The following is a 24,647-nucleotide window of genomic DNA, read 5'->3' as shown; positions in this document are numbered from 1 at the left end:
GCTGCCCTTCGCTTGCCGCTCTACCGCTGGAGGCCCTATGTCCCTTCCCTTCGCCCTGACACCCGGAGAGCCGGCCGGCATCGGTCCAGATCTTTGCCTGCTGCTGGCTCGCGAAGCCCAACCCCGGGCGCTAGTAGCCATCGCCAGCCGTGCACTGCTGGCCGAGCGCGCCGAACAGTTGGGACTGGCCATCGACCTTCTCGATGTCGGCCCGGGGGCTTGGCCAACCGCACCGGCACTGCCCAACAGTCTATATGTCTGGGATACGCCGCTTCAGGCGCCAGCAGCTGCGGGTCAGCTGAACCCGCACAACGGCGACTACGTACTGGAGACACTGACGCGGGCTGGTCAGGGCTGCATCGATGGCGTCTTTGCCGGCATGATCACCGCGCCGGTGCACAAGGGTGTGATCAACGAAGCGGGCATTCCTTTCTCCGGTCACACCGAATTCCTCGCCGAACTAACCGGCGCCGAGCAAGTGGTGATGATGCTCGCCACTCACGGCCTGCGTGTGGCGCTGGTCACCACTCATCTGCCGCTCAAAGACGTCGCGGCGGCGATCACCACCGAGCGGCTGGAACGTGTCGCCCGCATCCTGCATGCCGATCTGGTCGGCAAATTCGGCATTGCGCAGCCGCGTATTCTGGTCTGCGGGCTCAACCCCCATGCTGGCGAGGGCGGGCATCTGGGCCGCGAGGAAATCGACATCATCGAACCGACCCTGCAGCGTCTGCGCAGTGATGGCCTGAATCTGATCGGCCCGCTACCGGCCGACACCCTGTTCACACCGAAGCACCTCGACACCTGCGACGCGGTGCTGGCGATGTATCACGACCAGGGTTTGCCAGTACTCAAATACAAAGGCTTCGGCGCGGCCGTCAACGTGACCTTGGGCCTACCGATCGTACGTACGTCGGTCGACCATGGCACCGCACTGGACCTCGCCGGCACAGGGCGAATCGATACCGGTAGCCTGCAGGTAGCGGTGGAAACGGCGTATCAGATGGCCAGCCCGAGCTGAGCTAAGCTGGAAGCTGGAAGCTGGAAGCTGGAAGCTGGAAGCTGAATAGCGTAGCGATTGGCCTTACTGCCGCTACTTCTCGGTAAGTAGATGTATCTCTTTTTTTCGTCGCGAATCATAGGACGAGCTACAGCCGGCTAACTGTCCGATGCCGAACTCCGTTCGGCGGTTGCACCCGTCCTACGCCCACACGGCCGTCTCGTTCCGCCTTTCAGCCTTCAGCGCCGTTATCGTCTTTCCCTTCTTACAGCCTGCTAAAATGCGCGCCTTATCCGCTTCCAGCTTCAAGCTTCTGCTTCAAGCTGCTCCCTGGAGCTTTCGATGTCCGACTACCAACACCGCGCGCGCAAGCGTTTCGGCCAGAATTTCCTCCACGACGCTGGCGTGATCCATCGCATCCTGCGCGCCATCCATGCCAAGCCGGGCGAGCGAATCGTCGAGATCGGGCCGGGTCAGGGCGCCCTGACCGAAGGCCTGCTTGACAGCGGTGCGCAGCTGGATGTGGTTGAACTCGATCTGGACCTGATTCCAATCCTTCAGCAAAAATTCGCCGATCGAGACAACTTCGCGCTCAACCAGGGTGACGCACTGAAGTTCGACTTCGCCCAATTGAGTCAAGAGCCCGGCAGCCTGCGCATCGTCGGCAACCTGCCGTACAACATTTCCACACCGCTGATCTTTCACCTGCTCGACCATGCCGGGCTGATCCGCGACATGCATTTCATGCTGCAGAAGGAAGTAGTCGAGCGACTCGCTGCGCAGCCAGGCGGCGGAGACTGGGGGCGTCTGTCGATCATGGTGCAATACCATTGCCGTGTAGAGCATCTGTTCAATGTGGGGTCTGGCTCCTTCAATCCGGCACCCAAGGTCGAATCGGCCATCGTGCGTCTAGTCCCGCACGAGGTGCTGCCGCATCCGGCGCGCGACCATCGCCAGTTGGAAATCGTGGTCCGTCAGGCTTTCAATCAGCGCCGCAAGACGCTGCGCAATACACTCAAAGGTCTGCTCGACGCGGACGAAATCGCCGCAGCCGATGTCGACGGCAGCCTGCGCCCGGAACAGTTGGATCTGGCCGCGTTCGTCAGATTGTCAGATCAACTTTCCGACCGCGTCTGCGACCGCGTCTGAAGGCGAAGCCCACCGCAGGAGTCCCCATGTCCGAAGACCTCCGCTACTGGTTCGACGTCAGCGTCAGCCCGACATACCTGGCCGACCAGTCGCAGCCGGAACAAAACCGTTATGCCTTTGCCTACAGGGTAACGATCGAAAACAAAGGCCAGCTGACCGCACAACTGCTGTCTCGCCACTGGATCATCACCGACGGCGACGGACAGGTGCAGGAAGTACGCGGCGCCGGAGTGGTCGGCGAACAGCCGGTGATCGCACCGGGCCAACGTCACGTCTACACCAGCGGCACGCTGATGACCTCCCGCGTCGGCACGATGCAGGGCAGCTATCAGATGCTGGCCGAAGATGGACACCGCTTCGAAGCCGCGATTGCGCCTTTCCGGCTGGCCGTACCCGGAGCTCTGCATTGACTACCTATGCTGTCGGCGACCTGCAAGGTTGCCTCGAACCTCTTCGATGCCTGCTGCAGCGGGTCGATTTCAGCCCCTCACGCGATTGCCTGTGGCTCGCCGGAGATTTGGTCAACCGAGGCCCACAGTCGCTCGAGGCGCTGCGTTTCGTGCGCGACTTGGGCACCTCGGGCGTTACGGTGCTGGGCAATCACGATCTGCATCTGGTAGCCGTTGCGCACAATATCGAGCGGCTAAAAAGATCCGACACGCTCAAACCCATCCTCGACGCACCTGATCGAGCGGAGCTGATCGACTGGCTGCGCCAGCAGAAATTGATCCATCACGACGCCGAACGCGAGACAACCATGGTCCACGCCGGCATTCCACCCCAATGGACGCTGGCCAAGGCACTCCGGCGCGCCGCAGAAGTCGAGCAGGCATTGCGCGACGACGCCTTGCTGCCGCCCTTTCTCGACGGCATGTATGGCAACCAGCCGGCCAAGTGGAACAAAGACCTGCAAGGCGTGCCGCGGCTGCGCCTGATCACTAACTATTTCACCCGCATGCGGTTCTGCAAGGCCGACGGCACGCTGGAGTTGCAGGCCAAGGACGGGTTGGATTCGGCGCCGCCGGGCTTCGAGCCCTGGTTCAGCCACCCCAACCGCAAGGCCCGCGGATGCAAGATTATCTTCGGCCATTGGGCGGCGCTGGAGGGTCATTGCGACGAGCCCAACGTCTACGCGTTGGATACCGGCTGCGTATGGGGCAACACCATGACCCTGATGAACGTCGACAGCAACGAACTGCACCACTGTGACTGCGAGGCAAAACCATGACCGACTTCAAACGCATCTCTCCAGAGCAGGCCCAGGCGCTGCGCAGCGAAGGCGGCGTGATCGTCGATATTCGTGATCCAAACAGTTACGCCAACGGCCATATCAGCGGATCGACGCATCTCGACAATCAATCGCTGCCCGATTTCATCGCGGCGGCGGACTTGGATCATCCGCTCATCGTCACTTGCTACCACGGCCACTCCAGTCAGAGCGCCGCGGCTTACCTCATCAACCAAGGATTTTCCGACGTCTACAGCCTCGACGGTGGCTTTGAGCTGTGGCGGCAGACCTTCCCTCAGGACGTCGAACAAGGCGATCCGCTGTAAAAAAAATATCTCCCGTTACGCCGCGTATTGCGCGGCCTTGCGCTGTTCGTCCGACGAAACGCAGCGGTTATTGCCCCTCTCTTCCCTTGAATTTGCTGAATCCGAACTATCCTTCAGTTAAGGCCATCCAAACAGGTGGAAGCCATCTACTGGCTACCGGCCTCAGGTTTTAACCATTAGGTGTTCGGGGGAACTCCACAGGTCGATCAGTCGGCCGCACCTGAATGCCTGATGACAACACCGGCTCCGAGCATCGTCCGAGGTGAAGTCATGAGCATTTTCAGCCATTTCCAGCAACGATTCGAAGCAACCCGCCAGGAAGAGTATTCGCTTCAGGAGTACCTCGATCTGTGCAAGGAAGACCGGGGCACCTACGCCACTGCAGCCGAACGTCTATTGATGGCAATCGGTGAACCCGAGCTGATCGATACCTCGACCGACTCACGCCTTTCCCGGATCTTTTCCAACAAGGTGATCCGCCGCTACCCCGCGTTCGAAGACTTTCATGGCATGGAAGACTGCATCGATCAAATCGTCTCCTATTTCCGCCATGCCGCGCAGGGACTCGAAGAGAAGAAGCAGATTCTTTATCTGCTCGGTCCGGTTGGCGGCGGCAAGTCCTCGCTCGCTGAAAAGCTCAAGCAGCTGATGGAAAAGGTGCCCTTTTACGCCATCAAGGGCTCGCCGGTTTTCGAGTCGCCGCTGGGTTTGTTCAACCCGGCCGAGGATGCGCAGATCCTCGAAGAAGACTATGGCATCCCACGTCGCTATCTGAACTCGATCATGTCGCCCTGGGCCACCAAGCGTTTGCAGGAATTTGGCGGCGACATCAGTCAGTTCCGCGTGGTCAAGCTCTATCCCTCGATCCTCAATCAGATCGCCGTTGCCAAGACCGAACCGGGCGATGAGAACAACCAGGACATTTCAGCTCTGGTCGGTAAAGTGGATATCCGTAAGCTCGAGGAGTTTCCGCAAAACGACGCCGATGCCTATAGCTACTCTGGTGCACTCTGCCGCGCCAACCAAGGCATGATGGAATTCGTCGAGATGTTCAAGGCGCCGATCAAGGTGCTGCACCCATTGCTGACCGCCACTCAGGAAGGGAACTACAACAGCACCGAAGGCCTCGGCGCGATTCCCTACAACGGCATTTTGCTGGCCCACTCCAACGAGTCGGAGTGGCACACCTTCCGCAACAACAAGAACAACGAAGCCTTCATCGACCGGATCTACATCGTCAAGGTGCCGTACTGCCTACGTGTCACCGATGAGATCAAGATTTACGACAAACTCCTGTTCAACAGCTCGCTGTCAAAGGCCCACTGCGCCCCGGATACGCTGAAGATGCTGGCGCAGTTCTCTGTGTTGAGCCGCCTGAAGGAGCCGGAAAACTCCAATATCTACTCGAAGATGCGCGTCTACGATGGCGAGAATCTGAAAGATACCGATCCGAAGGCGAAGTCTATCCAGGAATACCGTGACACCGCCGGTGTCGACGAGGGCATGAATGGTCTATCGACCCGCTTCGCCTTCAAGATCCTCTCCAAGGTGTTCAACTTCGATCCGCACGAAATCGCCGCTAACCCGGTGCACCTGCTCTATGTGCTGGAGCAGCAGATCGAGCAAGAGCAATTCCCGGCCGAGGTGCGCGAGCGCTACCTGCGCTTTATCAAGGAGTACCTCGCTCCGCGTTACGTCGACTTCATTGGCAAGGAAATCCAGACCGCCTACCTTGAGTCCTATAGCGAGTACGGCCAGAACATCTTCGACCGCTACGTGCTCTACGCGGACTTCTGGATTCAGGATCAGGAATACCGCGACCCGGAAACCGGCGAAATCCTCAACCGCATGGCGCTCAATGAGGAGCTGGAGAAGATCGAGAAACCCGCCGGCATCAGCAACCCGAAGGATTTCCGCAACGAGATCGTCAACTTCGTCTTGCGCGCGCGGGCCAACAACAACGGCAAGAATCCGAGCTGGCTCAGCTACGAGAAGCTGCGCGTGGTGATCGAGAAGAAGATGTTCTCCAACACCGAGGACCTACTGCCTGTCATCAGCTTCAACGCCAAGGCCAGCAAGGAAGATCAGAAGAAGCACAACGACTTCGTCGTGCGCATGGTCGAGCGCGGCTACACGGAGAAACAGGTTCGCCTGCTTTCGGAATGGTATCTGCGGGTACGGAAATCACAGTAAAGCAGCTGAGAGCTTGAAGCTGGGAGCCAAAGCAGCACTTCCAGCTTCAAGCTTACGACTTCCAGCTCGACCCGGAGGGCTCGTATGAGCTACGTGATCGACCGTCGCCTGAACGGCAAGAACAAAAGCACGGTGAACCGCCAGCGATTCCTGCAGCGATACCGTGGGCATATCAAGAAAGCGGTCGAGGAGGCCGTGGGACGCCGCTCCATCACCGATATGGAACATGGTGAGCAGATCAGCATTCCCGGTCGCGATATCGACGAGCCGATCCTGCATCACGGACGCGGCGGTCGGCAGACCATTGTTCATCCCGGCAACAAGGAGTTCATCGCCGGTGAGCGCATTCCACGACCGCAGGGCGGTGGCGGGGGTCAGGGTGCCGGCAAGGCCAGCAATAACGGCGAAGGCATGGACGACTTCGTTTTTCAGATCACTCAGGAAGAGTTTCTCGACTTCATGTTCGAGGACCTCGAGCTACCCAATCTGGTCAAGCGTCACCTGACCGGTACCGACACCTTCAAGACGGTGCGCGCCGGCATCAGCAACGAGGGCAATCCGTCGCGCATCAACATCGTGCGCACGTTGCGTTCGGCTCATGCGCGTCGCATTGCTCTGTCCGGTAGCAGCCGCGCCAAATTGCGTGAAGTGAAAGCCGAACTGGCGCGGTTGAAACTGGAAGAGCCCGCCAATTTCACCGACATCCAGGCGGCCGAAGAGGAAATCGAGCGGCTCAGCGCACGCATCCATCGTGTGCCCTTCCTCGACACCTTCGACCTCAAGTACAACCTGCTGGTCAAGCATCCCAACCCCAGCTCCAAGGCCGTGATGTTTTGCCTGATGGACGTTTCCGGCTCCATGACCCAGGCGACCAAGGACATCGCCAAACGCTTCTTCATCCTCTTGTACCTATTCCTCAAACGGAACTACGACAAGATTGACGTGGTGTTCATCCGCCACCACACCAGCGCCAAGGAGGTCGATGAAGAGGAATTTTTCTATTCGCGGGAAACCGGCGGAACCATTGTTTCCAGCGCTCTGAAAATGATGCAGGAGATCATGGCAGAGCGTTATCCGGCCAATGAATGGAACATCTATGCGGCGCAGGCTTCGGACGGCGATAACTGGAACGATGACTCGCCGATCTGCCGGGACATCCTGATCAACCAGATCATGCCGTTTGTCCAATACTTCACCTACGTCGAGATCACGCCGCGCGAACATCAGGCGCTGTGGTACGAGTACAACCAGGTGGCCGAAGCCTTCGGCGACTCGTTCGCCCAACAGCAACTGGTGACCGCAGGCGACATCTATCCGGTGTTCCGCGAACTCTTCCAGCGGCGCATGGCTAGCTGAGGTACGCAGCATGAAACGACAGCCCATATCCACCGGCTCGGAATGGACCTTCGACCTGATCCGTACCTACGACCGCGAGATCGGACGTATCGCCGAGCGCTATGCGCTGGATACCTACCCGAACCAGATCGAGGTCATCACCGCCGAGCAGATGATGGACGCCTACGCCTCGGTGGGCATGCCGCTGGGCTACCACCATTGGTCCTATGGCAAGCATTTCCTCAGCACCGAGAAATCCTACACGCGTGGCCAGATGGGGCTGGCCTACGAGATCGTGATCAACTCCGACCCCTGCATCGCCTATCTGATGGAAGAAAACACCATCACCATGCAGGCGTTGGTAATCGCCCATGCCAGCTACGGCCACAACAGTTTCTTCAAGGGCAACTACCTGTTCCGCACCTGGACCGATGCCAGCTCGATCATCGACTACCTCGTCTTCGCCAAGCAGTACATCACCCAGTGCGAGGAACGCCACGGCATCGATGCGGTGGAAGACTTGCTCGATTCCTGCCATGCCCTGATGAATTACGGCGTCGACCGTTACAAGCGCCCCTATCCCATATCCGCCGAAGAGGAGCGGCGCCGCCAGAAGGACCGCGAGGAGCATCTGCAGAAGCAGATCAACGACCTCTGGCGGACCATTCCCAAATTCGGTGAAAAGGACGACGAGCGCCAACGTGACCAGCGCTTCCCGGCCGAGCCGCAGGAGAACATTCTTTATTTCATCGAGAAACACGCTCCCCTGCTGGAGCCTTGGCAGCGCGAGGTGGTGCGTATCGTGCGCAAGATCGCGCAGTACTTCTATCCGCAGCGCCAGACCCAGGTGATGAACGAGGGCTGGGCGACGTTCTGGCACTACACGCTGCTCAACGACCTGTACGATGAGGGCTTGGTGACCGACGGCTTCATGATGGAGTTTCTGCAGTCGCACACCAGCGTGATCTATCAACCTGGCTTCGACAGTCCGTATTACAGCGGCATCAACCCCTACACGCTTGGGTTCGCCATGTACCAGGACATCCGCCGGATCTGCGAGAACCCCACCGAGGAAGACAAGCGCTGGTTCCCTGACATTGCCGGCAGCGACTGGCTGACCACGGTGAAATTCGCGATGAACAACTTCAAGGATGAGAGTTTCATCCTGCAATTTCTCTCACCGAAGGTGATCCGCGATCTCAAGTTGTTCAGCATCCTCGACGACGATCAGAAAGACGAACTACTGGTCCCTGCCATTCATGACGAAAACGGCTACCACGCCATTCGCGAATTGTTGGCAGCGCAGTACAACCTTGGCAATCGCGAGCCCAACGTGCAGGTATGGAGCGTCGATCGTCGCGGGGATCGCTCACTGACCCTGCGCCATCAGCAACACGACCGCAAACCACTGGGCGGCTCCACCGACGAGATACTCAAGCACCTGCATCGGCTTTGGGGGTTCGATGTCCATCTGCACTCGATGCAGGACGACAAGCTTGTCACCACGCACCATATGCCACCGCGGGCCGAACCGGAGGCCGAAAGCAGGTTTCCTGGCATGAACTGACAATAAGACCCAGAGGCTGACCGAACGAGCTCCGAGCTTGAAGCTTCAGCCTCCAGCACTTTTTGCGGCCTCACCGCCGTTATCCTTTATCCTCCGCTCACAGGAGGACTACATGCAGATCTACAAAGTCGGTGGTGCGGTGCGTGATCGTTTACTGGGGCGCCCGGTAACCGAGGTGGATTGGGTGGTGGTCGGCTCAAGCGCCGAAGAAATGCAGGCCAAGGGCTTTCGCCCGGTGGGCGCGGATTTCCCGGTTTTCCTGCATCCGGCTACTGGTGAGGAATATGCGCTGGCCCGCACCGAACGCAAGAGTGGCCGGGGCTACGGTGGTTTCATCTTCTATACGAGCCCCGACGTCACGCTGGAAGAGGATCTGAACCGGCGGGACCTGACCATCAACGCCATGGCCGAGGACGAGCATGGCCAACTAATTGACCCCTACGGCGGCCAATCCGATCTGTCGGCACGTCAACTTCGCCACGTATCCTCCGCTTTCGCCGAAGACCCTTTGAGGGTACTGCGTGTGGCCCGTTTTGCCGCGCGTTATGCCGATCTCGGCTTCAGCGTTGCCGCTGAAACGCAGGCATTGATGCGCCAGCTTGCCGAATCAGGCGAGCTTCAGGCGCTGACACCGGAACGCAGTTGGAAGGAAATTTCGCGTGCGCTGATGGAGCCCCGCCCAGACGTATTCGTGCAGGTATTGCATGACTGCGGCGCGCTGCAAGAGCTGTTTCCGGAAATCGAGCGGCTGTACAACGCAAAGGGCTCTGACACGCCCACCGCCGAGCATCTGCTCAAAGTGATGCATGAATGCGCGGCTCACCAGCAACCGCTGCCGGTGCGCTGGGCCTGTTTATTGCTGCATCTAGGACAGTCGGCTACGCCGGGCGCCTCGGCGTCAGAGCCAAATAAACGGGAATTGCAGCCGATCGAAGCCGTCAGCAACCGTTACAAGGCACCGCGAGATTGCCAGGAACTGGCCATGCTGGCTGGTGAGTTTCTCGCGCTCAGCCATGGCGCGTTGACGCTGTCGGCGCTAATGCTGTTCGAACTGCTACAGCACTTCGACATCTACCGCCGCCCGGAGCGCTTCGAACTATTTCTCGCCGCCTGTGAAATGGACGCGCGGGTCCGTGTTGATTTTGCAATTGGCGGCTATCCCCAAGCCGATTATCTACGTGGCGCCGCTGAGTCCGCTCGAGCGGTACAGGTGAAACCGTTAATTGAGCGAGGTTATAAGGGCGCGGAGCTGGGCGAGGCGCTCAAACTCGAACGTTTGGAAGCGGTTCGGCAATATTGCGACAAAGCACGCTCCGACTGACTCATGCCCCTCCAACGCCACAGGCGCGATTGATCAGCGGCGTAAATGGTGGCTGGCGTGGCCGTCAGCCGTGCAACAGGGCGAGCGGCGTCAGCTCCGCTCCTTTCCATTGAAAAGCCACAGGCCAGAGCTTTTGCTCGATCGCCGAATCCCGCCAAAGCTCGGCAAAATTGCACCCCGCGATCGGATGCTGTACGTCCGGCGCCAGCAGCGCCAACGGCCAGAGCACGAAGGCATTCTTCAGGACTTCTGGGCGCGGCAATTCCAGCCCGTGAAAATTACCCACCAGATCGCCGTACATCAGCACGTCGATATCCAACGGCAGGCCTTTGCGATCCGGCGCGTAGCGACCGTTGTCCGCCTCGATGAACTTGAGCCGACGATCCAGCTCCATCAGCGGCAATTCGGTAGTTCCGCAAACGACCAGGTTGTAGAAATTGTCGCCCTTGTAACCCACCGCCAAGCTTTCGAAGACAGGCGAACAGCGCATGTCGCCAAGCAACTGCTCCAGCGCATCGAGACCGGCGGTCAGGTTATGTTCACGCCTGTTGTTGCTGCCCAGCCCGAGCAGTACGCGAGTCAGCGGCATCCGCGTTCGATCTCCACACCCAACGCCGAAGCGCGAGTATTGACGCCCGGTTTGGTGACCCGCAGCCTCAGCCAAGGAATGCCGAATTGGCTCATCAGACTGGCAGCCAACCGCTCGACGAAGGTTTCGACCAGCTCGAAGCGAGAAGCCTGTGCGAAGCGATCGATGGCCGCGGTCACTTCGGCGTAATCCAGCGCCTTGTCCAGCTCGTCATTCTCTGCGGCAGGGCGAATGTCCCAGCCGAGCGTCAGATCCAGACGCAAGCACTGCCGAATGCCGCGCTCCCAATCGTAGGCGCCGATCAGCGTGTCCACTTCCAGCCCCTCGATGAAAACTGTATCCACGCAACTCTCTCCCACAGCACGACAATTCCAGTACGCGCCGTTAGACTCAGGAGCTCCCTGCCCCGGATGGATGTCATGTTCTGGCAACTGACACTGCTCGCCTATCTGACCGGCTCGCTATCATTCGCCATTCTACTCAGTCGCCTGGCGGGTGCTCCCGATCCGCGTGCCGGCGGCTCCGGCAATCCCGGCGCCACCAACATGCTGCGGCTTGCCGGTAAACGTCTGGCAATCACCACCCTGATCGGCGATCTGCTCAAGGGCCTGCTGCCGGTTTTGCTCGCTGCGGCTTTGGGCCTTTCTATCCAGCAGCAAGCCTGGATCGCGCTCGCAGCGGTGCTCGGCCATCTGTATCCACTGTACTTTCGCTTTCATGGTGGCAAGGGCGTGGCTACCGCCGCCGGCGCCCTGCTCGGACTTCACCCACCGACCGCACTGCTCGCGCTGATCATCTGGCTGCTGGTGCTCAAAGCGACTCGCACCAGCTCGCTGGCCGCACTTGCTGCATTACCGCTCTGCCTGCCCTTTCTGGCCTGGCAACAGCCTGGCGCGCTCTTGCCCATGATCGTGCTGGCCGCGCTTATCGTCTGGCGTCACCGGATCAATTTGCGCGACCTGTTCGCAGGCACGGAGCGGCATTTCTAGACGGTTTGCTACGTCATACAGCTGGCAACGTCTCCATCGGCCAGCGCGCCTGAACCGAGATTTCCGGGCCATCCTGCTGACCAGCCAGTAATCGCTGACAGCCGGCGTACGCGATCATAGCGCCGTTATCGGTACAGAAACGTGGCCGCGCATAGAACACCTTTCCGTTCAACTCACCGAGCATGGCTTCGAGACTCTTACGCAGCGCCAGATTGGCACTCACGCCGCCGGCGATCACCAGACTCTTGAGGCCCGTCTGCTTCAAGGCACGCTGGCACTTGATGGTCAGCGTCTCGACGACGGCCTGCTGAAAGGCCAGCGCGATATCGCAACGAGTCTGCTCGCCGTCGTCGCCAGCGTTACGGCAGTGCTGCCAAGTAGTCAGGGTCGAGGTTTTGAGGCCGCTGAAGCTGAAATCCAACCCCGGGCGATCGGTCATCGGCCGTGGGAAGGTGAATCGGCCCGGTGTCCCACGCTCGGCAAGCGCTGCGATTTCCGGGCCGCCCGGATAGCGTAAGCCCATGAGCTTGGCCGTCTTGTCGAACGCCTCGCCGGCGGCGTCGTCCACCGACTCGCCCAGCAGTTCATAACGACCGATACCGTCGACACGAACCAGCTGCGTATGGCCACCGGATACCAGCAACGCGACGAAGGGGAACGCCGGTGGATGCTCTTCGAGCATCGGCGCCAACAGATGCCCTTCCATATGATGCACCCCGACTGCCGGAATGCCCCAGGCAAAGGCCATCGCCTGCGCACAGGACGCGCCCACCAGCAACGCCCCGACGAGGCCGGGACCAGCCGTGTAGGCAACCGCATCGATCTGGCTCGAATCGCGTCCGGCTTCGTCGAGTACCTGACGGATCAGCGGTAGCATGCGTTTGACGTGATCACGCGAGGCCAGCTCCGGCACCACGCCGCCATAGACGCGATGCAGGTCGATCTGGCTGAACAAGGCGTCGGCCAGCAGGCCGTGTTCGCTGTCGTACAGCGCGACGCCGGTCTCGTCGCATGATGTTTCCAGCCCCAGCACCAGCATGGGCACAACCTTCAGAGAAGCGAATGAAGCCGCGCATATTAATCGCCGCGACCTTCGACCGACCAGCGCTTTTCGCTCAGCGGGCTTTGCATTCCCCGTGACAAGGCGTTAACATCCGCAACCCTTAAAACCAGCGTGCTCGCGAACATTTGCCGAAGCGCGTTGTAACCGGTAAACAAGTGAAGGTACGTCCTGGATGCCCAACGTTAAAGTTAAAGAGAACGAACCATTCGACGTAGCTCTGCGTCGCTTCAAGCGTTCTTGCGAAAAAGCCGGCGTGCTGGCCGAAGTCCGCAGCCGTGAGTTCTACGAGAAGCCCACTGCCGAGCGCAAGCGTAAAGCTGCTGCCGCAGTCAAGCGTCACGCCAAGAAAGTGCAGCGCGAACAGCGCCGCAGCGTTCGCCTGTACTGATCCAGTACAACTGAACCTGCATCAAGCCCGGCCTATGCCGGGCTTTGCATTGAAGGAGACTCCGCTTCGCCAGCCGGCGAATGGTCGGAGTTTTTTTCATTCCGGCCCGAACACTGCGAGCGTATTCTCATACCCCTATGGCCGGCCTGATACCGCAATCGTTCATCGATGACCTCTTGAACCGCTCCGACATCGTCGAAGTGGTGAGTTCGCGTATCCAGCTGAAAAAAGCCGGCAAGAACTACACCGCCTGCTGCCCGTTTCATAAAGAGAAGACCCCGTCGTTCAGCGTCAGCCCCGACAAGCAGTTCTATTACTGCTTCGGCTGCGGCGCCGGCGGCAACGCCCTCGGCTTCGTCATGGATCACGACAGCCTGGAATTCCCCCAGGCCGTCGAGGAACTGGCCAAGCGCGCCGGCATGGAAGTGCCCCGCGAAGAAAGCGGCCCCGGCCGCAAACCGCGTCAGCCGGTGGATTCGCCGCTCTACCCACTACTGGATGCCGCCGCCGAGTATTATCGCCAGGCACTCAAGGGGCACCCGGCCCGCAAGGCCGCGGTGGAATACCTCAAGGGCCGCGGCTTGTCCGGCGTCATCGCCCGGGATTTCGGTCTCGGTTTCGCACCGCCCGGCTGGGACAACCTGATGAAGCACCTGGGCGGCGACGCCCTGCAGCAGAAGGCGATGATCGACGCCGGCCTGCTGATCGAGAACGCCGAAACAGGAAGAAGCTACGACCGCTTCCGCGACCGCGTGATGTTTCCCATCCGCGACAGTCGAGGCCGCATCATTGCTTTCGGCGGCCGGGTACTAGGCGACGACAAACCGAAGTATCTGAACTCACCGGAAACACCGGTCTTCCACAAGGGCCAGGAACTCTACGGGCTCTTCGAGGCCCGCAAGGCCAACCGCGACCTGGATGAGATCATGGTCGTCGAAGGCTACATGGACGTGATCGCACTGGCCCAGCAAGGCCTGCGCAACGCCGTTGCCACCCTCGGCACAGCCACCAGCGACGAACACCTCAAGCGACTGTTTCGCATCGTGCCAAGCGTGCTTTTCTGCTTCGACGGCGACGCAGCGGGCCGCAAGGCGGCTTGGCGGGCGCTGGAGTCGGCACTGCCAAATCTGCAGGACGGTCGACGCGCACGCTTTCTGTTCCTGCCGGAAGGCGAAGACCCTGACACCCTGGTGCGCCGCGAGGGCACCGATGCCTTCATGGCTCGAATGCAGCAACAAGCCCAACCACTGGCCGATTACTTTTTCCAGCAACTCAGCGAAGAAGCAGACCCACGCTCATTGGAAGGCAAGGCGCACTTGGCCACACTGGCCGCGCCACTCATCGAAAAAATACCGGGCACCAACCTTCGCGCCCTGATGCGCCAGCGCCTCGGTGAGATCACCGGATTGCATAGCGAAGCACTTCAGCAGATGAGTGCCGCATCACCGAGTGCAGCCTCGGAATACAACGACAACGTCTATTACGACACCAGCTCCGGACATGACGAAGGCGACTACTACGTACCGTCCGAACCGCCTCAGCCGAAACGCAGCGCCAAGAAAGAGTGGAAAAAAGACTGGAAAAAGCCCGGCCAGCGGCCAGACTTCAAAGCCCGAGCACCACGAACACCAGCCACCGTAGAGCCGCCGGCACTGACTACACTGCGCACGCTGCTGCATCACCCAGAGCTTGCCCAGAAAGTCGAAGATGTGAGTCATTTCGCCGCAGAAGACGACACCTACGCTCAGTTGCTGGTCGCGCTTCTCGGCGCGCTGCAGAAAAATCCCAAGCTACGCAGCCTGCAATTGATCGCTCGCTGGCATGGAACCGACCAAGGGCGTCTTTTACGTGCACTTGCGGAGAAAGAATGGCTGATCTCGGCCGATAACCTTGAACAACAGTTTTTCGACACCATTAAGACCTTGGCCACCAGACAACGTGAACGCAGCCTCGAATCGCTGCTCCGCAAAGCTCGCCAGGGTGAACTCAGCGCAGAGGAGAAAGACCAACTGCGCAACCTGCTAAATCGCAACTCAGCACCCGCTATAGGGCACATCTAAAAACGTAGGCGAGGCAGGCAAGACAAGGAAAACAGGCGAGGACGCGGAATTTAGTGGTCTAAATGAGCAGTCCGAGCCTGTTTCTAACGCAGTACTGCCAATGCAGATAGTTTTTAGATGCGCACTAAATCGACCTCAACTGGCGCGTGAGGTCCCTGCTCAGCTATAATGCTCAGCTTGTTTTCAACCCGCCAGAACCGTCAGTGGATAGGGTTATATGTCCGGAAAAGCGCAACAGCAGTCTCGTCTCAAAGAATTGATCCAGCGTGGTCGTGAGCAGGGTTACCTGACTTACGCCGAGGTCAATGACCACCTACCGGAGGATATTTCCGATCCGGAACAGGTGGAAGACATCATCCGCATGATCAACGACATGGGTATCAATGTATTCGAGGTTGCCCCGGATGCCGATGCCCTGTTGCTGGCCGAAGCCGATACCGATGAAGCCGCCGCCGAAGAGGCCGCCGCGGCTCTCGCGGCTGTGGAAACCGATATCGGTCGCACCACCGACCCTGTGCGCATGTACATGCGTGAAATGGGCACTGTCGAACTGCTGACCCGCGAAGGCGAAATCGAAATCGCCAAACGCATCGAGGAAGGCATTCGGGAAGTGATGAGCGCCGTTGCCCATTTCCCGGGCACCGTGGACAGCATTCTCGCCGACTACGAACGCGTCACCAACGAAGGCGGCCGCCTGTCCGACATTCTCAGCGGCTATATCGATCCTGACGACGACGGCGCAGCCGCACCGCAGGAAGTCGAGCCCGTTGCACCTCAGGCGACGGCAAAGCCGGCTGCGGATGACAAGGACGACGACGAAGAAGACGAGTCCGACAGCGAAGAAGAAGAAGGCGATGGCGGTCCGGATCCGGAAGTTGCTCGTGTTCGCTTCGGCGCTGTTGCCGAGCAGCTGGAAGCCGCCAAGAAAGCCCTGAAGAAGCACGGCCGGGGCAGCCAACAGGCGACCGACGCGCTGCAGGAACTGGCAACGCTGTTCATGCCGATCAAGCTAATTCCCAAGCAGTACGATGCGCTGGTCGAGCGCGTACGCGGCGCCTTGGGCCAGGTCCGCGCACAGGAACGCGCCATCATGCAGATCTGCGTGCGCGACGCGCGCATGCCCCGCGCCGATTTCCTTCGTCAGTTTCCGAGCAACGAGACCGACCTGGGTTGGGCCGATCAGTTGGCCAGCAGCAAGAGCAAGTACGCTGAAGCAATCGCTGCACGCAAGGAAGACATTCAGCGCTGCCAGGAAAAGTTGCTCGCGCTGGAAGAAGAATGTGCGCTGGTGATTGCCGATATCAAGGACATCAACCGCCGCATGTCCATCGGTGAAGCCAAGGCGCGCCGGGCAAAGAAAGAGATGGTCGAGGCCAACCTGCGCCTGGTCATCTCCATTGCCAAAAAGTACACCAACCGCGGCCTGCAATTCCTCGACCTGATTCAGGAAGGCAACATCGGCCTGATGAAGGCGGTGGACAAGTTCGAATACCGCCGCGGCTACAAGTTCTCGACTTACGCCACCTGGTGGATTCGCCAGGCGATCACTCGCTCTATTGCCGACCAGGCGCGGACCATCCGCATCCCGGTGCACATGATCGAGACGATCAACAAGCTCAACCGCATCTCCCGCCAGATGCTGCAGGAAATGGGCCGCGAGCCCACCCCTGAAGAGCTTGGCGAGCGCATGGAAATGCCCGAGGACAAGATCCGTAAGGTCTTGAAGATCGCCAAAGAGCCGATCTCCATGGAAACCCCCATCGGTGACGACGAAGATTCGCACCTGGGCGACTTCATTGAAGACTCCGCCATGCAATCGCCGATCGACGTGGCGACCGTGGAAAGCCTCAAGGAAGCCACCCGCGAAGTCCTCTCCGGCCTCACCGCACGGGAAGCCAAAGTCCTGCGCATGCGCTTCGGCATCGACATGAACACCGACCACACCCTCGAGGAAGTCGGCAAACAGTTCGACGTCACCCGCGAGCGGATCCGTCAGATCGAAGCCAAGGCGCTGCGCAAGCTGCGCCATCCAACGAGAAGCGAGCATCTTCGTTCTTTCCTCGACGAGTAACCAAAACCCCCGGCCCCGCGCCGGGGTTTTGCATTTAAGGCCAGGCAAAACAGCGACATGAGCTCAGCTTCGCTTGGCGCACCCGCAACACCACCGGTATAATCCGCCGGCCTCTGAGGGCCTATAGCTCAGTTGGTTAGAGCAGAGGACTCATAATCCTTTGGTCCACGGTTCGAGTCCGTGTGGGCCCACCACCTTTAAAGCCGCGCAATGCGCGGCTTTTTTATTCCTACTTGCATGTACTGGCGGAGCGAGCGCCTGGCACCAGGCGAGCAGAAACATAGCCGCACCGCTAATAGCCGAATCGAATATAAACCGCAATAAACGTTCCTAGACTCTCTAAGCATCGTCTACTACCGTTCGCGCGGGGCCGCTGTCTGTGGCCGGTCGTTTCGCTACGTTAAGGACGTTCATGTTCTTCGATTCGCTGCCGCTACTGTTCGTCTGTGCCCTGCTGCTGTGGGTACTGGTGTCATTCGTGCGGGAGACTTGGAGCCCGGATATCGTCGTGGGGATTGCGGTGGCGGTGTTGATCGCTACTCAGCTGCTGACGCCGGCCGAGGTTCTTGGGGTATTGTCGAACTCCGCGCCCGTCACCATTGCCTGTATGTTCGTGATCTCTGCAGCATTGGAGCGCACCGGCTGCATCGATGCGCTGGGCAATTGGCTCGGCGGCTTGGTGGGCACCAGCCCGACTCGGGTGCTCGGCGGTTTGACCATCACCGCGTTGGTCATATCGGCCTTTCTCAACAACACGCCGGTCGTCGCGATCCTGACGCCTGTAGCTATTTCACTGGCCAAGCGCGCCGGGACGACGCCGTCGAAGCTGCTGATCCCGCTGTCCTACGCCACCATCCTCGGCGGCACGCTGACCATGATCGGGACCTCGACCAATATTCTGGTAGATGGTGTGGCGCGTAAGGCGGGCCTACCGCCGTTCGGCATGTTCGAAATAACCGGCGCCGCATTGATTCTGGCAGCCGCAGGCATGTTGTACATGCTGACCATCGGCAAACGACTGCTACCGGAACGCGACACGCTGTCCAAGTTGCTAGGGCCGCGTCTTGAGCGAACGTTCATGAGCGAGCTGCGGGTTCCGCTAGGTTCGCCGGTGATCGGTAAGAGCATTGCGGAGGCCAATCTCAATGGCGGCAGCGGCCTGCAGGTTCTACAGGTCAGCCGTGGCGTGCACCTGCATAGCCGACCGGAGCATGACTTCAGCCTTGAGGCGGGGGATGTGCTAGTAATTCACGGACAGGTAAAGGATGTGGTCGAGTTGCGTGGCAGCGGCCACCTGACCTTCAACCGCGGCGATGCATTCGAAACCATCAGCAGCGAAGACGAAGTGCTCGCCGAAGCCATTGTCGGCCGCAACTCGCGTTACAGCCACAGGCCGATGCGCGACCTCGATCTCCGCGCGCGTTACGGCATCAATGTATTGGCCGTGCATCGCCAGGACGAGAATATTCAGGGCAACCTCGACGACTTCCAGCTGCAGTTCGGCGACGTGATGCTCGTTGAAGGCACTCCCGCACAGATCAAGCGCTTTGCCGATAACGGTGAACTGATCAGCCTCAACGCCGTGCAGGAGCGAGCCTTCCGACGCGACAAGGCCCCGATCGCCATTGGCGCGACGCTGGCGGTCATGCTTTTGGCGGCGTTCGGCGTGATGCCGATCGAAGGTTTGGCGATCATGGGCGCCGCAGCGGTGCTGGCGACGCGCTGCCTGAATGTCGAAGACGCTTACAAAGCGGTGGACTGGAAAATTCTCAGTCTGATCTTCGGCATGCTCGCCATCAGCGTGGCGATGAACAAGGTAGGACTGGTCGAGCTGATCGTTTCCGGCGTCGTCGACCTGACGCCTTGGGCAGGCCCTCTATTCATGTTGGCTTTCATCTACCTGTTCACGTCAGTGCTTACGGAGATTCTGTCCAACAATGCCGTAGCGGTATTGGTAACGCCCATTGCCATCGGCCTTGCCCAACAGTTCGGCATCGACCCCCGGGCTTTTGTCGTCGCGGTGATGTTTGCCGCCAGCGCCAGCTTCGCGACACCCATCGGCTACCAGACCAACACCTTCGTCTATAACGCCGGCGGCTACCGTTTCACTGACTTTCTCAAGGTAGGCATTCCGCTCAATCTTTTGTTGTGGGTCGTCGCCACGCTGGTGATTCCGCTGTTCTGGCCGCTGACGCCGTTCTGACCAATCCGCCACACCCTGCGTCTAGCGGCAGCAAACCCGCCACACCGCATCGATGACTGCCTTGATATTCGGCGTCTCGCCTCCACCTTGATCACATCAACACGCTACCGTGGAGCTTCCAATGACCGCTCTCGTCGTACCCTGTGCGCACTGTGCCGGGCTCAACCGCATCCCAGCCGAGCGGATGGCCGAGGAACCGCGCTGCGGCCGTTGCAAAGCCAAGGTTCTGGCCAATACATCCTTGAAAGTGGATCAGTCGAGCTTCGCCAGTCAGATCAAGGGCGACCTGCCGTTGTTGGTCGATGTGTGGGCGAGCTGGTGTGGCCCATGCCGGAGCTTCGCGCCGACCTTTGAACAGGCAGCAGCTCAGCTACAGGGCCGTTGCCGGCTGGCCAAGCTGGACAGCGAAGCAAACCCGCAGCCTCAATTAGGTATCCGTTCGATACCGAGCCTGATTCTGTTTAAGGACGGGCGCGAGATTGCCCGCCAGAGCGGCGCGTTGCCGCTGCCCCAGTTGCTGGCGTGGCTCAAGCAGCAGGGCGTGCAATAAGGCGCTGGAGGCTTCGAATAGCCAGAACGGTAATTCTCGGGATTGCCGTACATTAGAAAAACCTGTAACAGACAACACACTTCGCGCCATGGTTCCCTCCGGCACACGTACCTCTTATCTGGATATCGCACGCAATGTTTGCCTCTGTCCGACCTCGATTGGATAATGCCGCCACTTTCACGGCGGACATTTACCGATAGTCGCTGTACAGGGACGTCGACACGCCAACAACAAGGCTCGCGGACGAGCCGGTGAGTTCTCGCGTGATTCAATTCGATATCGATCAATGGCAGGCCTGGGCTCCAGGCTTGGCAAGCGCTGATGACTGGGCGATTTGGGCCCGGAATCCGCGCGACCTCGAAAGCAGCGAGGCACAGCCGGATGTGAGCTTCCTGCCGGCTATGCAACGGCGTCGGCTGAGCCGCTTGGCGCGCATGGTATTTGCGGTGTCCACGCCGCTGGCTACCGAGCAGATGCCGCTGGTCTACGCCTCCCGCCATGGCGAAACCGCGCGCACCTTTGCCATTCTTAGCGATCTTGCGCACAACGAAGCCCTTTCGCCGACTCAATTCAGCCTGTCGGTGCATAACGCGATTATCGGTCTTTGGTCGATTCAGCAACGCGACACCAGCGAAATGACGGCGCTCGCAGCTGAAGGCGACGGCCTGGAGCATGCTGTGCTCGAAGCGGCCATGCTGCTTGATGAAGGTGCTCCAGCCGTTCTGGTGGTCGTTGCCGAAGACCAGACACCACCTGTCTATGCCCCCTGGATCAGCGATATCAGCTTTCCCTACGCCGTGGCGCTATTGCTCAAACCCGGTCACGGTTGGCGGCTGAGCCTCGAAACCGCCGACGAAAAAAGCACCCGGGCACCCCGACCACACGCCATCGAGCTGATTCGCGCTTTGCTCGACGGTCGCCACACCTGCACGCATCAATGGAACAGACGTCGATGGACCTGGCAGCGAACTCGCTGAACAAGCATCGCGACGCGCCATGGCTGTGGCGTTTGATCGCGACAGGACTGTCCTTTGCGCTGTTCGGCGTTGGCGGTCTGTGTTTGCGGCTGCTCGTTTTCCCTCTGCTCGACCTGCTACCCGGCGATGCGGCCAAACACCGCCGACGAGCGCGTCAGACCGTGAGCCGGCTGTTCTGGCTGTTCGTCCAATTCATGTATCGCAGCGGCGTGCTGACCTATGAAGTCGAAGGGGCCGAGCGGCTCGGCCGTCCCGGGCAGCTGGTGCTAGCCAACCACCCTTCGCTGATCGATGTGGTGGTGCTGATCTCGCTGATCCGCGATGCCAATTGCGTGGTCAAGCAAAGCCTCTGGGATAACCCCTTCACCCGCGGCCCAATTCGCGCGGCGCAGTACATCAGCAACAACGGCAGCGCCGAAATGCTCGACGAAGCTGCCGACGCGCTGCGACAGGACCAAACGCTAATCATCTTCCCCGAAGGGACGCGCACCACACCCGGCCAAGCCCCGCAGTTTCATCGCGGCGCGGCGGCGATTGCCCTGCGCGGCGCACGCCTGGTGACGCCCGTGGTAATCAGCGTGACGCCCACCACACTGACCAAAGCCGAGCCCTGGTATCGCATTCCGGCACGACGTTTTCATTTTCACCTGCGCGTGGGCGAAGACATCGACCCGCAGGTTTTCGCCGCACAGGGGGCGGCGCCCATCGCCTCGAGGCGACTCAACGACCATCTGCATCGACACTTCATAAAGGAGCTCGCACTCGATGAGCCAATTACAGCTTGAAATCAAGCAACTGATCATCGACGCCCTGGGTCTGGAAGACCTCGGACCAGATGATATTCCGACCGATGAGCCGCTCTTCGGCGAAGGGCTCGGGCTGGACTCGGTCGACGCGCTGGAGCTGGGTCTGGCTATCCAGAAGCGCTTCGGCATCAAGATCGACGCCGATGCGAAAGACACCCGCAAGCATTTCGCCAGCGTCGACAGCCTGGCCGCCTACGTTAGCGCCAACCGCGCCGTCGCCTGAGGAGAGCCCAACGTGAACACCCGTGATGAAATTTTCCAGACCTTGCGCGACGCGCTGGTCGAATTGTTCGAGCTGGAACCCGAGCGCATCACCCTTGAGGCCAACCTCTATCAGGATCTGGAGATCGACAGCATCGACGCCGTCGACCTGATCGATCACATCAAGCGCCAGACCGGCAAGAAGATCGCCGCCGATGAATTCAAATCGGTGCGTACCGTGGGCGACGTCGTCGAGGCGGTGTACCGCCTGGTGAATACGCAAACGGCTTGAGCCAAACCCCAGGGAAGCCAGGCGCCGGCCGGCCACGGACCGAACGATGCGTCTTCTCGCGCCAACGGACAGCATGCGATGCAAGTATCCGCTCGAACAGGCAAGGCGAACGCCAGCCGGCTGATTGGTCTCGGCCTGCTGCTGGCCGGCCTCGCCTATCCGTTCGTGGTGTATCTGGGCCTGGAGCATTTGTCGCCACGGCTGTTCGCCATGCTGCTGGGCGCGCTGTGGCTGGCACGGTTGCTCGGCGCTAAGCAGACTCCCCTGAGCCGCACAGTCGCGGCGGTGGCCCTGCTGTTCTGCCTGCTGCTTGGGGTCGTGGACGACTCCGCGCTACTGCCCTGGTATCCGGTGTTGATCAGCCTCGCGCTGCTCGGCCTGTTTGCCGGCAGTCTGTGTTCCGGCATGCCGATCATCGAGCGCCTGGCGCGGCTGAGCGAGCCCGAATTGCCGCCGGCTGCGGTGCGCTATACGCGGCAGGTGACATGGGTCTGGGTAGGCTTTTTCATCATCAACGCCGGCATCGCTAGTGGGCTCGTGCTTTGGGCGCCGCTGAGCTGGTGGACGTTGTACACCGGGCTTATCGCCTATCTGCTGATGGGCTTGCTGTTTGCCGGTGAGTGGCTGGTACGCCAGCGAGTTAGGAAACGTACATGAACTGGATTTCGCTGGAGCATCTGCTCGAGCAGGCGCCCAAGTCGCGTCAGGTTACCCTGGAGCGGGCCCTCGACCACGCCGAACTGCGCCAGCAGGCGCTACGCCTGGCTGCCGGCCTGCGCAACCGCGGCGTCGCCCGGCTCGCGGTTCATCTGGAAGATGCCGGCGAGCTGGCTATCGCCTTGCTCGGCGCCTGGCGAGCCGGCGTGACGGTATTGCTACCGGCGGACCTGCAGCCCGCGAGCCGCTCGCGCCTGGCACATCAGGCCGATCTCTGGCTGACGGATCAGGACGGCGACGCCCGGCTTTCGGATCTTCTGGCCGAACCGCTCGAAGGGGCGAAGCTGGACCTAGACCAGTGCCGTCTGTTGCTCTGCACGTCCGGCTCCAGTGGCGAGCCGAAACTGATCGACAAGCGCCTGCGCCAGCTGGCGAACGAAGTACAAGCGCTCGAAGCGCACTGGGGTGACGATCTGGGCGATGCGTGCGTAATCGCCAGCGTCGCCGCGCAGCACATCTATGGACTGCTGTTTCGCGTGCTCTGGCCACTGTGCGCCGGTCGCCTCTTTCTGCGCCGTGCCCTGCCATTTGCCGAAGACATCCAACTGGCCAGCCGTCAGCACCCCAGCTTCTGCTGGGTCGCCAGCCCGGCGCTGCTCAAGCGGATGGGCGACAACCTCGACTGGCCAGCCCTGCGCGACGTACGGCGGATATTTTCCTCGGGGGGCCCGCTCGATGCCGGCGCCGGGCAACGGCTGCAACAGCGCTTGGGCCAAGCGCCAACGGAAATCTACGGCAGTTCGGAAACCGGTGGCATCGCCTGGCGCCAGGGCGGCACGCTGTGGCAGCCGTTCGCCGCCGTGCGGCTGAGTCAAAACGACGACGGCGCGCTGCAGGTCGCCTCACCTTTTTTGCCGCCCGGCCATCTCGAACAGACGGCCGATGCCGCGCGAATCGAGGCAGATGGCCGCTTCGAACTGCTCGGCCGGTTGGATCGCATCGTCAAGCTCGAAGAAAAGCGGATTTCCCTGCCGATGCTGGAAGCCGCGCTGGCTACCCACCCGTTCGTCGGCGAAGCGCGCCTCGGCGTGATCACCGACAACCGGGCCTACCTCGGAGCGCTGGTCGCCCTTAGCGATGCCGGCCTGCATGCACTGCGCAACGGTGGCCGGCGCGCCCTGACCGAGGCCTTGCGCAAACACCTGGCGAGCCATTGTGAGGCGCTGGCCCTGCCACGCCGCTGGCGGTTGGTTCGACTACTGCCCTGTAACGCCCAAGGCAAACTGCCGCAGGCGCAACTCGATGCCGTGTTGCAGGCGCCACGCCCGATGCTGCCCGAGCGAATCAGCGCAAACCAGGACGATGGCCCATGGCAGCTGAAGCTCGGCGTGCCGCTGGATCTCGCGCATTTCACCGGCCATTTTCCACAGACGCCGGTGCTGCCCGGCGTGGTCCAAATCGACTGGGCCATCAGCCTCGCACGCGAATTGATCGACAATCTGCCACCGCGTTTTCAGGGCATGGAAGTGCTCAAGTTCCAGCAGCTCGCCCGGCCTGGCGATCAGTTATATCTGACCCTTCGCTTCGATCGCGAGCGCAGCAAGCTGCATTTCGCGTACCGCAACGGCGACGCGCCCTGCTCGTCCGGCCGCATTCTGCTGGGAGAATACTCGTGACCACGC

The 24,647-nt window shown here is 60.4% G+C and carries 24 protein-coding genes and 1 tRNA gene; 22 read left to right on the top strand and 3 right to left on the bottom strand.

Annotated elements, in window-relative coordinates; all coding sequences use genetic code 11:
- Positions 1–37: 37 nt before the first annotated feature.
- The 9 genes from pdxA to NA647_RS05340 all read left to right on the top strand — a co-directional run bounded on the left by pdxA (position 38) and on the right by NA647_RS05340 (position 10,119).
- On the top strand, positions 38–1,021 hold the full coding sequence (gene pdxA, locus NA647_RS05380) for a 4-hydroxythreonine-4-phosphate dehydrogenase PdxA (RefSeq protein WP_256056742.1): 984 nt from the start codon (positions 38–40) through the stop codon (positions 1,019–1,021).
- A 321-nt stretch (positions 1,022–1,342) separates the two neighbouring features.
- The gene (gene rsmA, locus NA647_RS05375) at positions 1,343–2,149 is read left to right on the top strand and encodes a 16S rRNA (adenine(1518)-N(6)/adenine(1519)-N(6))-dimethyltransferase RsmA (protein WP_256056741.1); all 807 of its coding nucleotides are present in this window, start codon (positions 1,343–1,345) and stop codon (positions 2,147–2,149) included.
- Between the two features lie 26 nt (positions 2,150–2,175).
- A complete protein-coding gene (gene apaG, locus NA647_RS05370; protein WP_131651831.1) occupies positions 2,176–2,559 on the top strand; it encodes a Co2+/Mg2+ efflux protein ApaG in 384 nt (127 codons plus the stop codon).
- Entirely contained in the window at positions 2,556–3,377 is an 822-nt protein-coding gene (locus NA647_RS05365; protein ID WP_256056740.1) for a symmetrical bis(5'-nucleosyl)-tetraphosphatase, read from the top strand. The genes apaG and NA647_RS05365 overlap by 4 nt, the downstream gene beginning before the upstream one ends.
- Entirely contained in the window at positions 3,374–3,703 is a 330-nt protein-coding gene (gene glpE / locus NA647_RS05360) for a thiosulfate sulfurtransferase GlpE (protein ID WP_256056739.1), read from the top strand. The genes NA647_RS05365 and glpE overlap by 4 nt, the downstream gene beginning before the upstream one ends.
- A gap of 270 nt (positions 3,704–3,973) precedes the next feature.
- On the top strand, positions 3,974–5,896 hold the full coding sequence (locus NA647_RS05355) for a PrkA family serine protein kinase (protein ID WP_256050364.1): 1,923 nt from the start codon (positions 3,974–3,976) through the stop codon (positions 5,894–5,896).
- Positions 5,897–5,980: 84 nt separating this feature from the next.
- Positions 5,981–7,252, top strand: a complete 1,272-nt coding sequence (locus NA647_RS05350) for a YeaH/YhbH family protein (RefSeq protein WP_131651827.1) — start codon at positions 5,981–5,983, stop codon at positions 7,250–7,252.
- A gap of 10 nt (positions 7,253–7,262) precedes the next feature.
- Positions 7,263–8,798, top strand: coding sequence for a SpoVR family protein (locus NA647_RS05345; protein WP_256056738.1), 1,536 nt, complete (start codon positions 7,263–7,265; stop codon positions 8,796–8,798).
- 112 nt (positions 8,799–8,910) lie between these two features.
- A complete protein-coding gene (locus NA647_RS05340) occupies positions 8,911–10,119 on the top strand; it encodes a multifunctional CCA addition/repair protein (RefSeq protein ID WP_256056737.1) in 1,209 nt (402 codons plus the stop codon).
- A gap of 64 nt (positions 10,120–10,183) precedes the next feature.
- Here NA647_RS05340 and folK read toward each other — a convergent pair whose 3' ends face one another.
- On the bottom strand, positions 10,184–10,708 hold the full coding sequence (gene folK, locus NA647_RS05335; protein WP_256056736.1) for a 2-amino-4-hydroxy-6-hydroxymethyldihydropteridine diphosphokinase: 525 nt from the start codon (positions 10,706–10,708) through the stop codon (positions 10,184–10,186).
- Complete coding sequence (folB, locus tag NA647_RS05330) at positions 10,699–11,052, bottom strand: dihydroneopterin aldolase (RefSeq protein WP_256056734.1); 354 nt, start codon at positions 11,050–11,052, stop codon at positions 10,699–10,701. The genes folK and folB overlap by 10 nt, the downstream gene beginning before the upstream one ends.
- Positions 11,053–11,127: 75 nt before the next feature.
- Between folB and plsY the strand changes: the two genes are divergently transcribed.
- Positions 11,128–11,697, top strand: coding sequence for a glycerol-3-phosphate 1-O-acyltransferase PlsY (plsY, locus tag NA647_RS05325; protein WP_256056733.1), 570 nt, complete (start codon positions 11,128–11,130; stop codon positions 11,695–11,697).
- Positions 11,698–11,710: 13 nt separating this feature from the next.
- Here the strand turns inward: plsY and tsaD are convergent, their stop codons facing one another.
- Entirely contained in the window at positions 11,711–12,736 is a 1,026-nt protein-coding gene (gene tsaD / locus NA647_RS05320) for a tRNA (adenosine(37)-N6)-threonylcarbamoyltransferase complex transferase subunit TsaD (RefSeq protein WP_256050370.1), read from the bottom strand.
- Positions 12,737–12,932: 196 nt separating this feature from the next.
- Between tsaD and rpsU the strand changes: the two genes are divergently transcribed.
- From rpsU to NA647_RS05260, 12 genes are all read left to right on the top strand, one after another.
- Entirely contained in the window at positions 12,933–13,148 is a 216-nt protein-coding gene (gene rpsU, locus NA647_RS05315; protein WP_003283508.1) for a 30S ribosomal protein S21, read from the top strand.
- A 137-nt stretch (positions 13,149–13,285) separates the two neighbouring features.
- Entirely contained in the window at positions 13,286–15,208 is a 1,923-nt protein-coding gene (dnaG, locus tag NA647_RS05310; protein WP_256056732.1) for a DNA primase, read from the top strand.
- 217 nt (positions 15,209–15,425) lie between these two features.
- Positions 15,426–17,279 carry an RNA polymerase sigma factor RpoD gene (gene rpoD, locus NA647_RS05305; RefSeq protein WP_256056731.1) on the top strand — a complete coding sequence of 618 codons (1,854 nt, stop codon included), beginning with the start codon at positions 15,426–15,428 and terminating at the stop codon, positions 17,277–17,279.
- Between the two features lie 117 nt (positions 17,280–17,396).
- Positions 17,397–17,473 (top strand) — tRNA-Ile (locus tag NA647_RS05300).
- Positions 17,474–17,691: 218 nt separating this feature from the next.
- A complete protein-coding gene (locus NA647_RS05295) occupies positions 17,692–19,482 on the top strand; it encodes an SLC13 family permease (RefSeq protein ID WP_256056730.1) in 1,791 nt (596 codons plus the stop codon).
- Between the two features lie 121 nt (positions 19,483–19,603).
- Entirely contained in the window at positions 19,604–20,032 is a 429-nt protein-coding gene (gene trxC / locus NA647_RS05290; RefSeq protein ID WP_256056729.1) for a thioredoxin TrxC, read from the top strand.
- A gap of 263 nt (positions 20,033–20,295) precedes the next feature.
- Positions 20,296–21,009, top strand: a complete 714-nt coding sequence (locus tag NA647_RS05285; protein ID WP_256056728.1) for a beta-ketoacyl synthase chain length factor — start codon at positions 20,296–20,298, stop codon at positions 21,007–21,009.
- Positions 20,985–21,794 carry a lysophospholipid acyltransferase family protein gene (locus NA647_RS05280; protein ID WP_256056727.1) on the top strand — a complete coding sequence of 270 codons (810 nt, stop codon included), beginning with the start codon at positions 20,985–20,987 and terminating at the stop codon, positions 21,792–21,794. Before NA647_RS05285 ends, NA647_RS05280 begins: the two co-directional genes overlap by 25 nt.
- The gene (locus NA647_RS05275; RefSeq protein WP_181104541.1) at positions 21,775–22,038 is read left to right on the top strand and encodes a phosphopantetheine-binding protein; all 264 of its coding nucleotides are present in this window, start codon (positions 21,775–21,777) and stop codon (positions 22,036–22,038) included. Before NA647_RS05280 ends, NA647_RS05275 begins: the two co-directional genes overlap by 20 nt.
- A 12-nt stretch (positions 22,039–22,050) precedes the next feature.
- On the top strand, positions 22,051–22,308 hold the full coding sequence (locus NA647_RS05270) for an acyl carrier protein (RefSeq protein WP_131651811.1): 258 nt from the start codon (positions 22,051–22,053) through the stop codon (positions 22,306–22,308).
- A gap of 78 nt (positions 22,309–22,386) precedes the next feature.
- Positions 22,387–22,965 (top strand): hypothetical protein, encoded by a 579-nt coding sequence (locus tag NA647_RS05265; protein WP_256056726.1) that lies wholly within the window; start codon positions 22,387–22,389, stop codon positions 22,963–22,965.
- Entirely contained in the window at positions 22,962–24,641 is a 1,680-nt protein-coding gene (locus tag NA647_RS05260; protein ID WP_256056725.1) for an AMP-binding protein, read from the top strand. Before NA647_RS05265 ends, NA647_RS05260 begins: the two co-directional genes overlap by 4 nt.
- Positions 24,642–24,647 lie beyond the last annotated feature (6 nt).

Origin of the sequence: Stutzerimonas stutzeri, from assembly GCF_024448985.1 — a bacterium.
GTDB classification, from domain to species: Bacteria; Pseudomonadota; Gammaproteobacteria; order Pseudomonadales; family Pseudomonadaceae; genus Stutzerimonas; species Stutzerimonas stutzeri_AP.
Note: the sequence above shows the minus strand (reverse complement) of the source record. Positions and strands in the feature narration are given on the sequence as shown.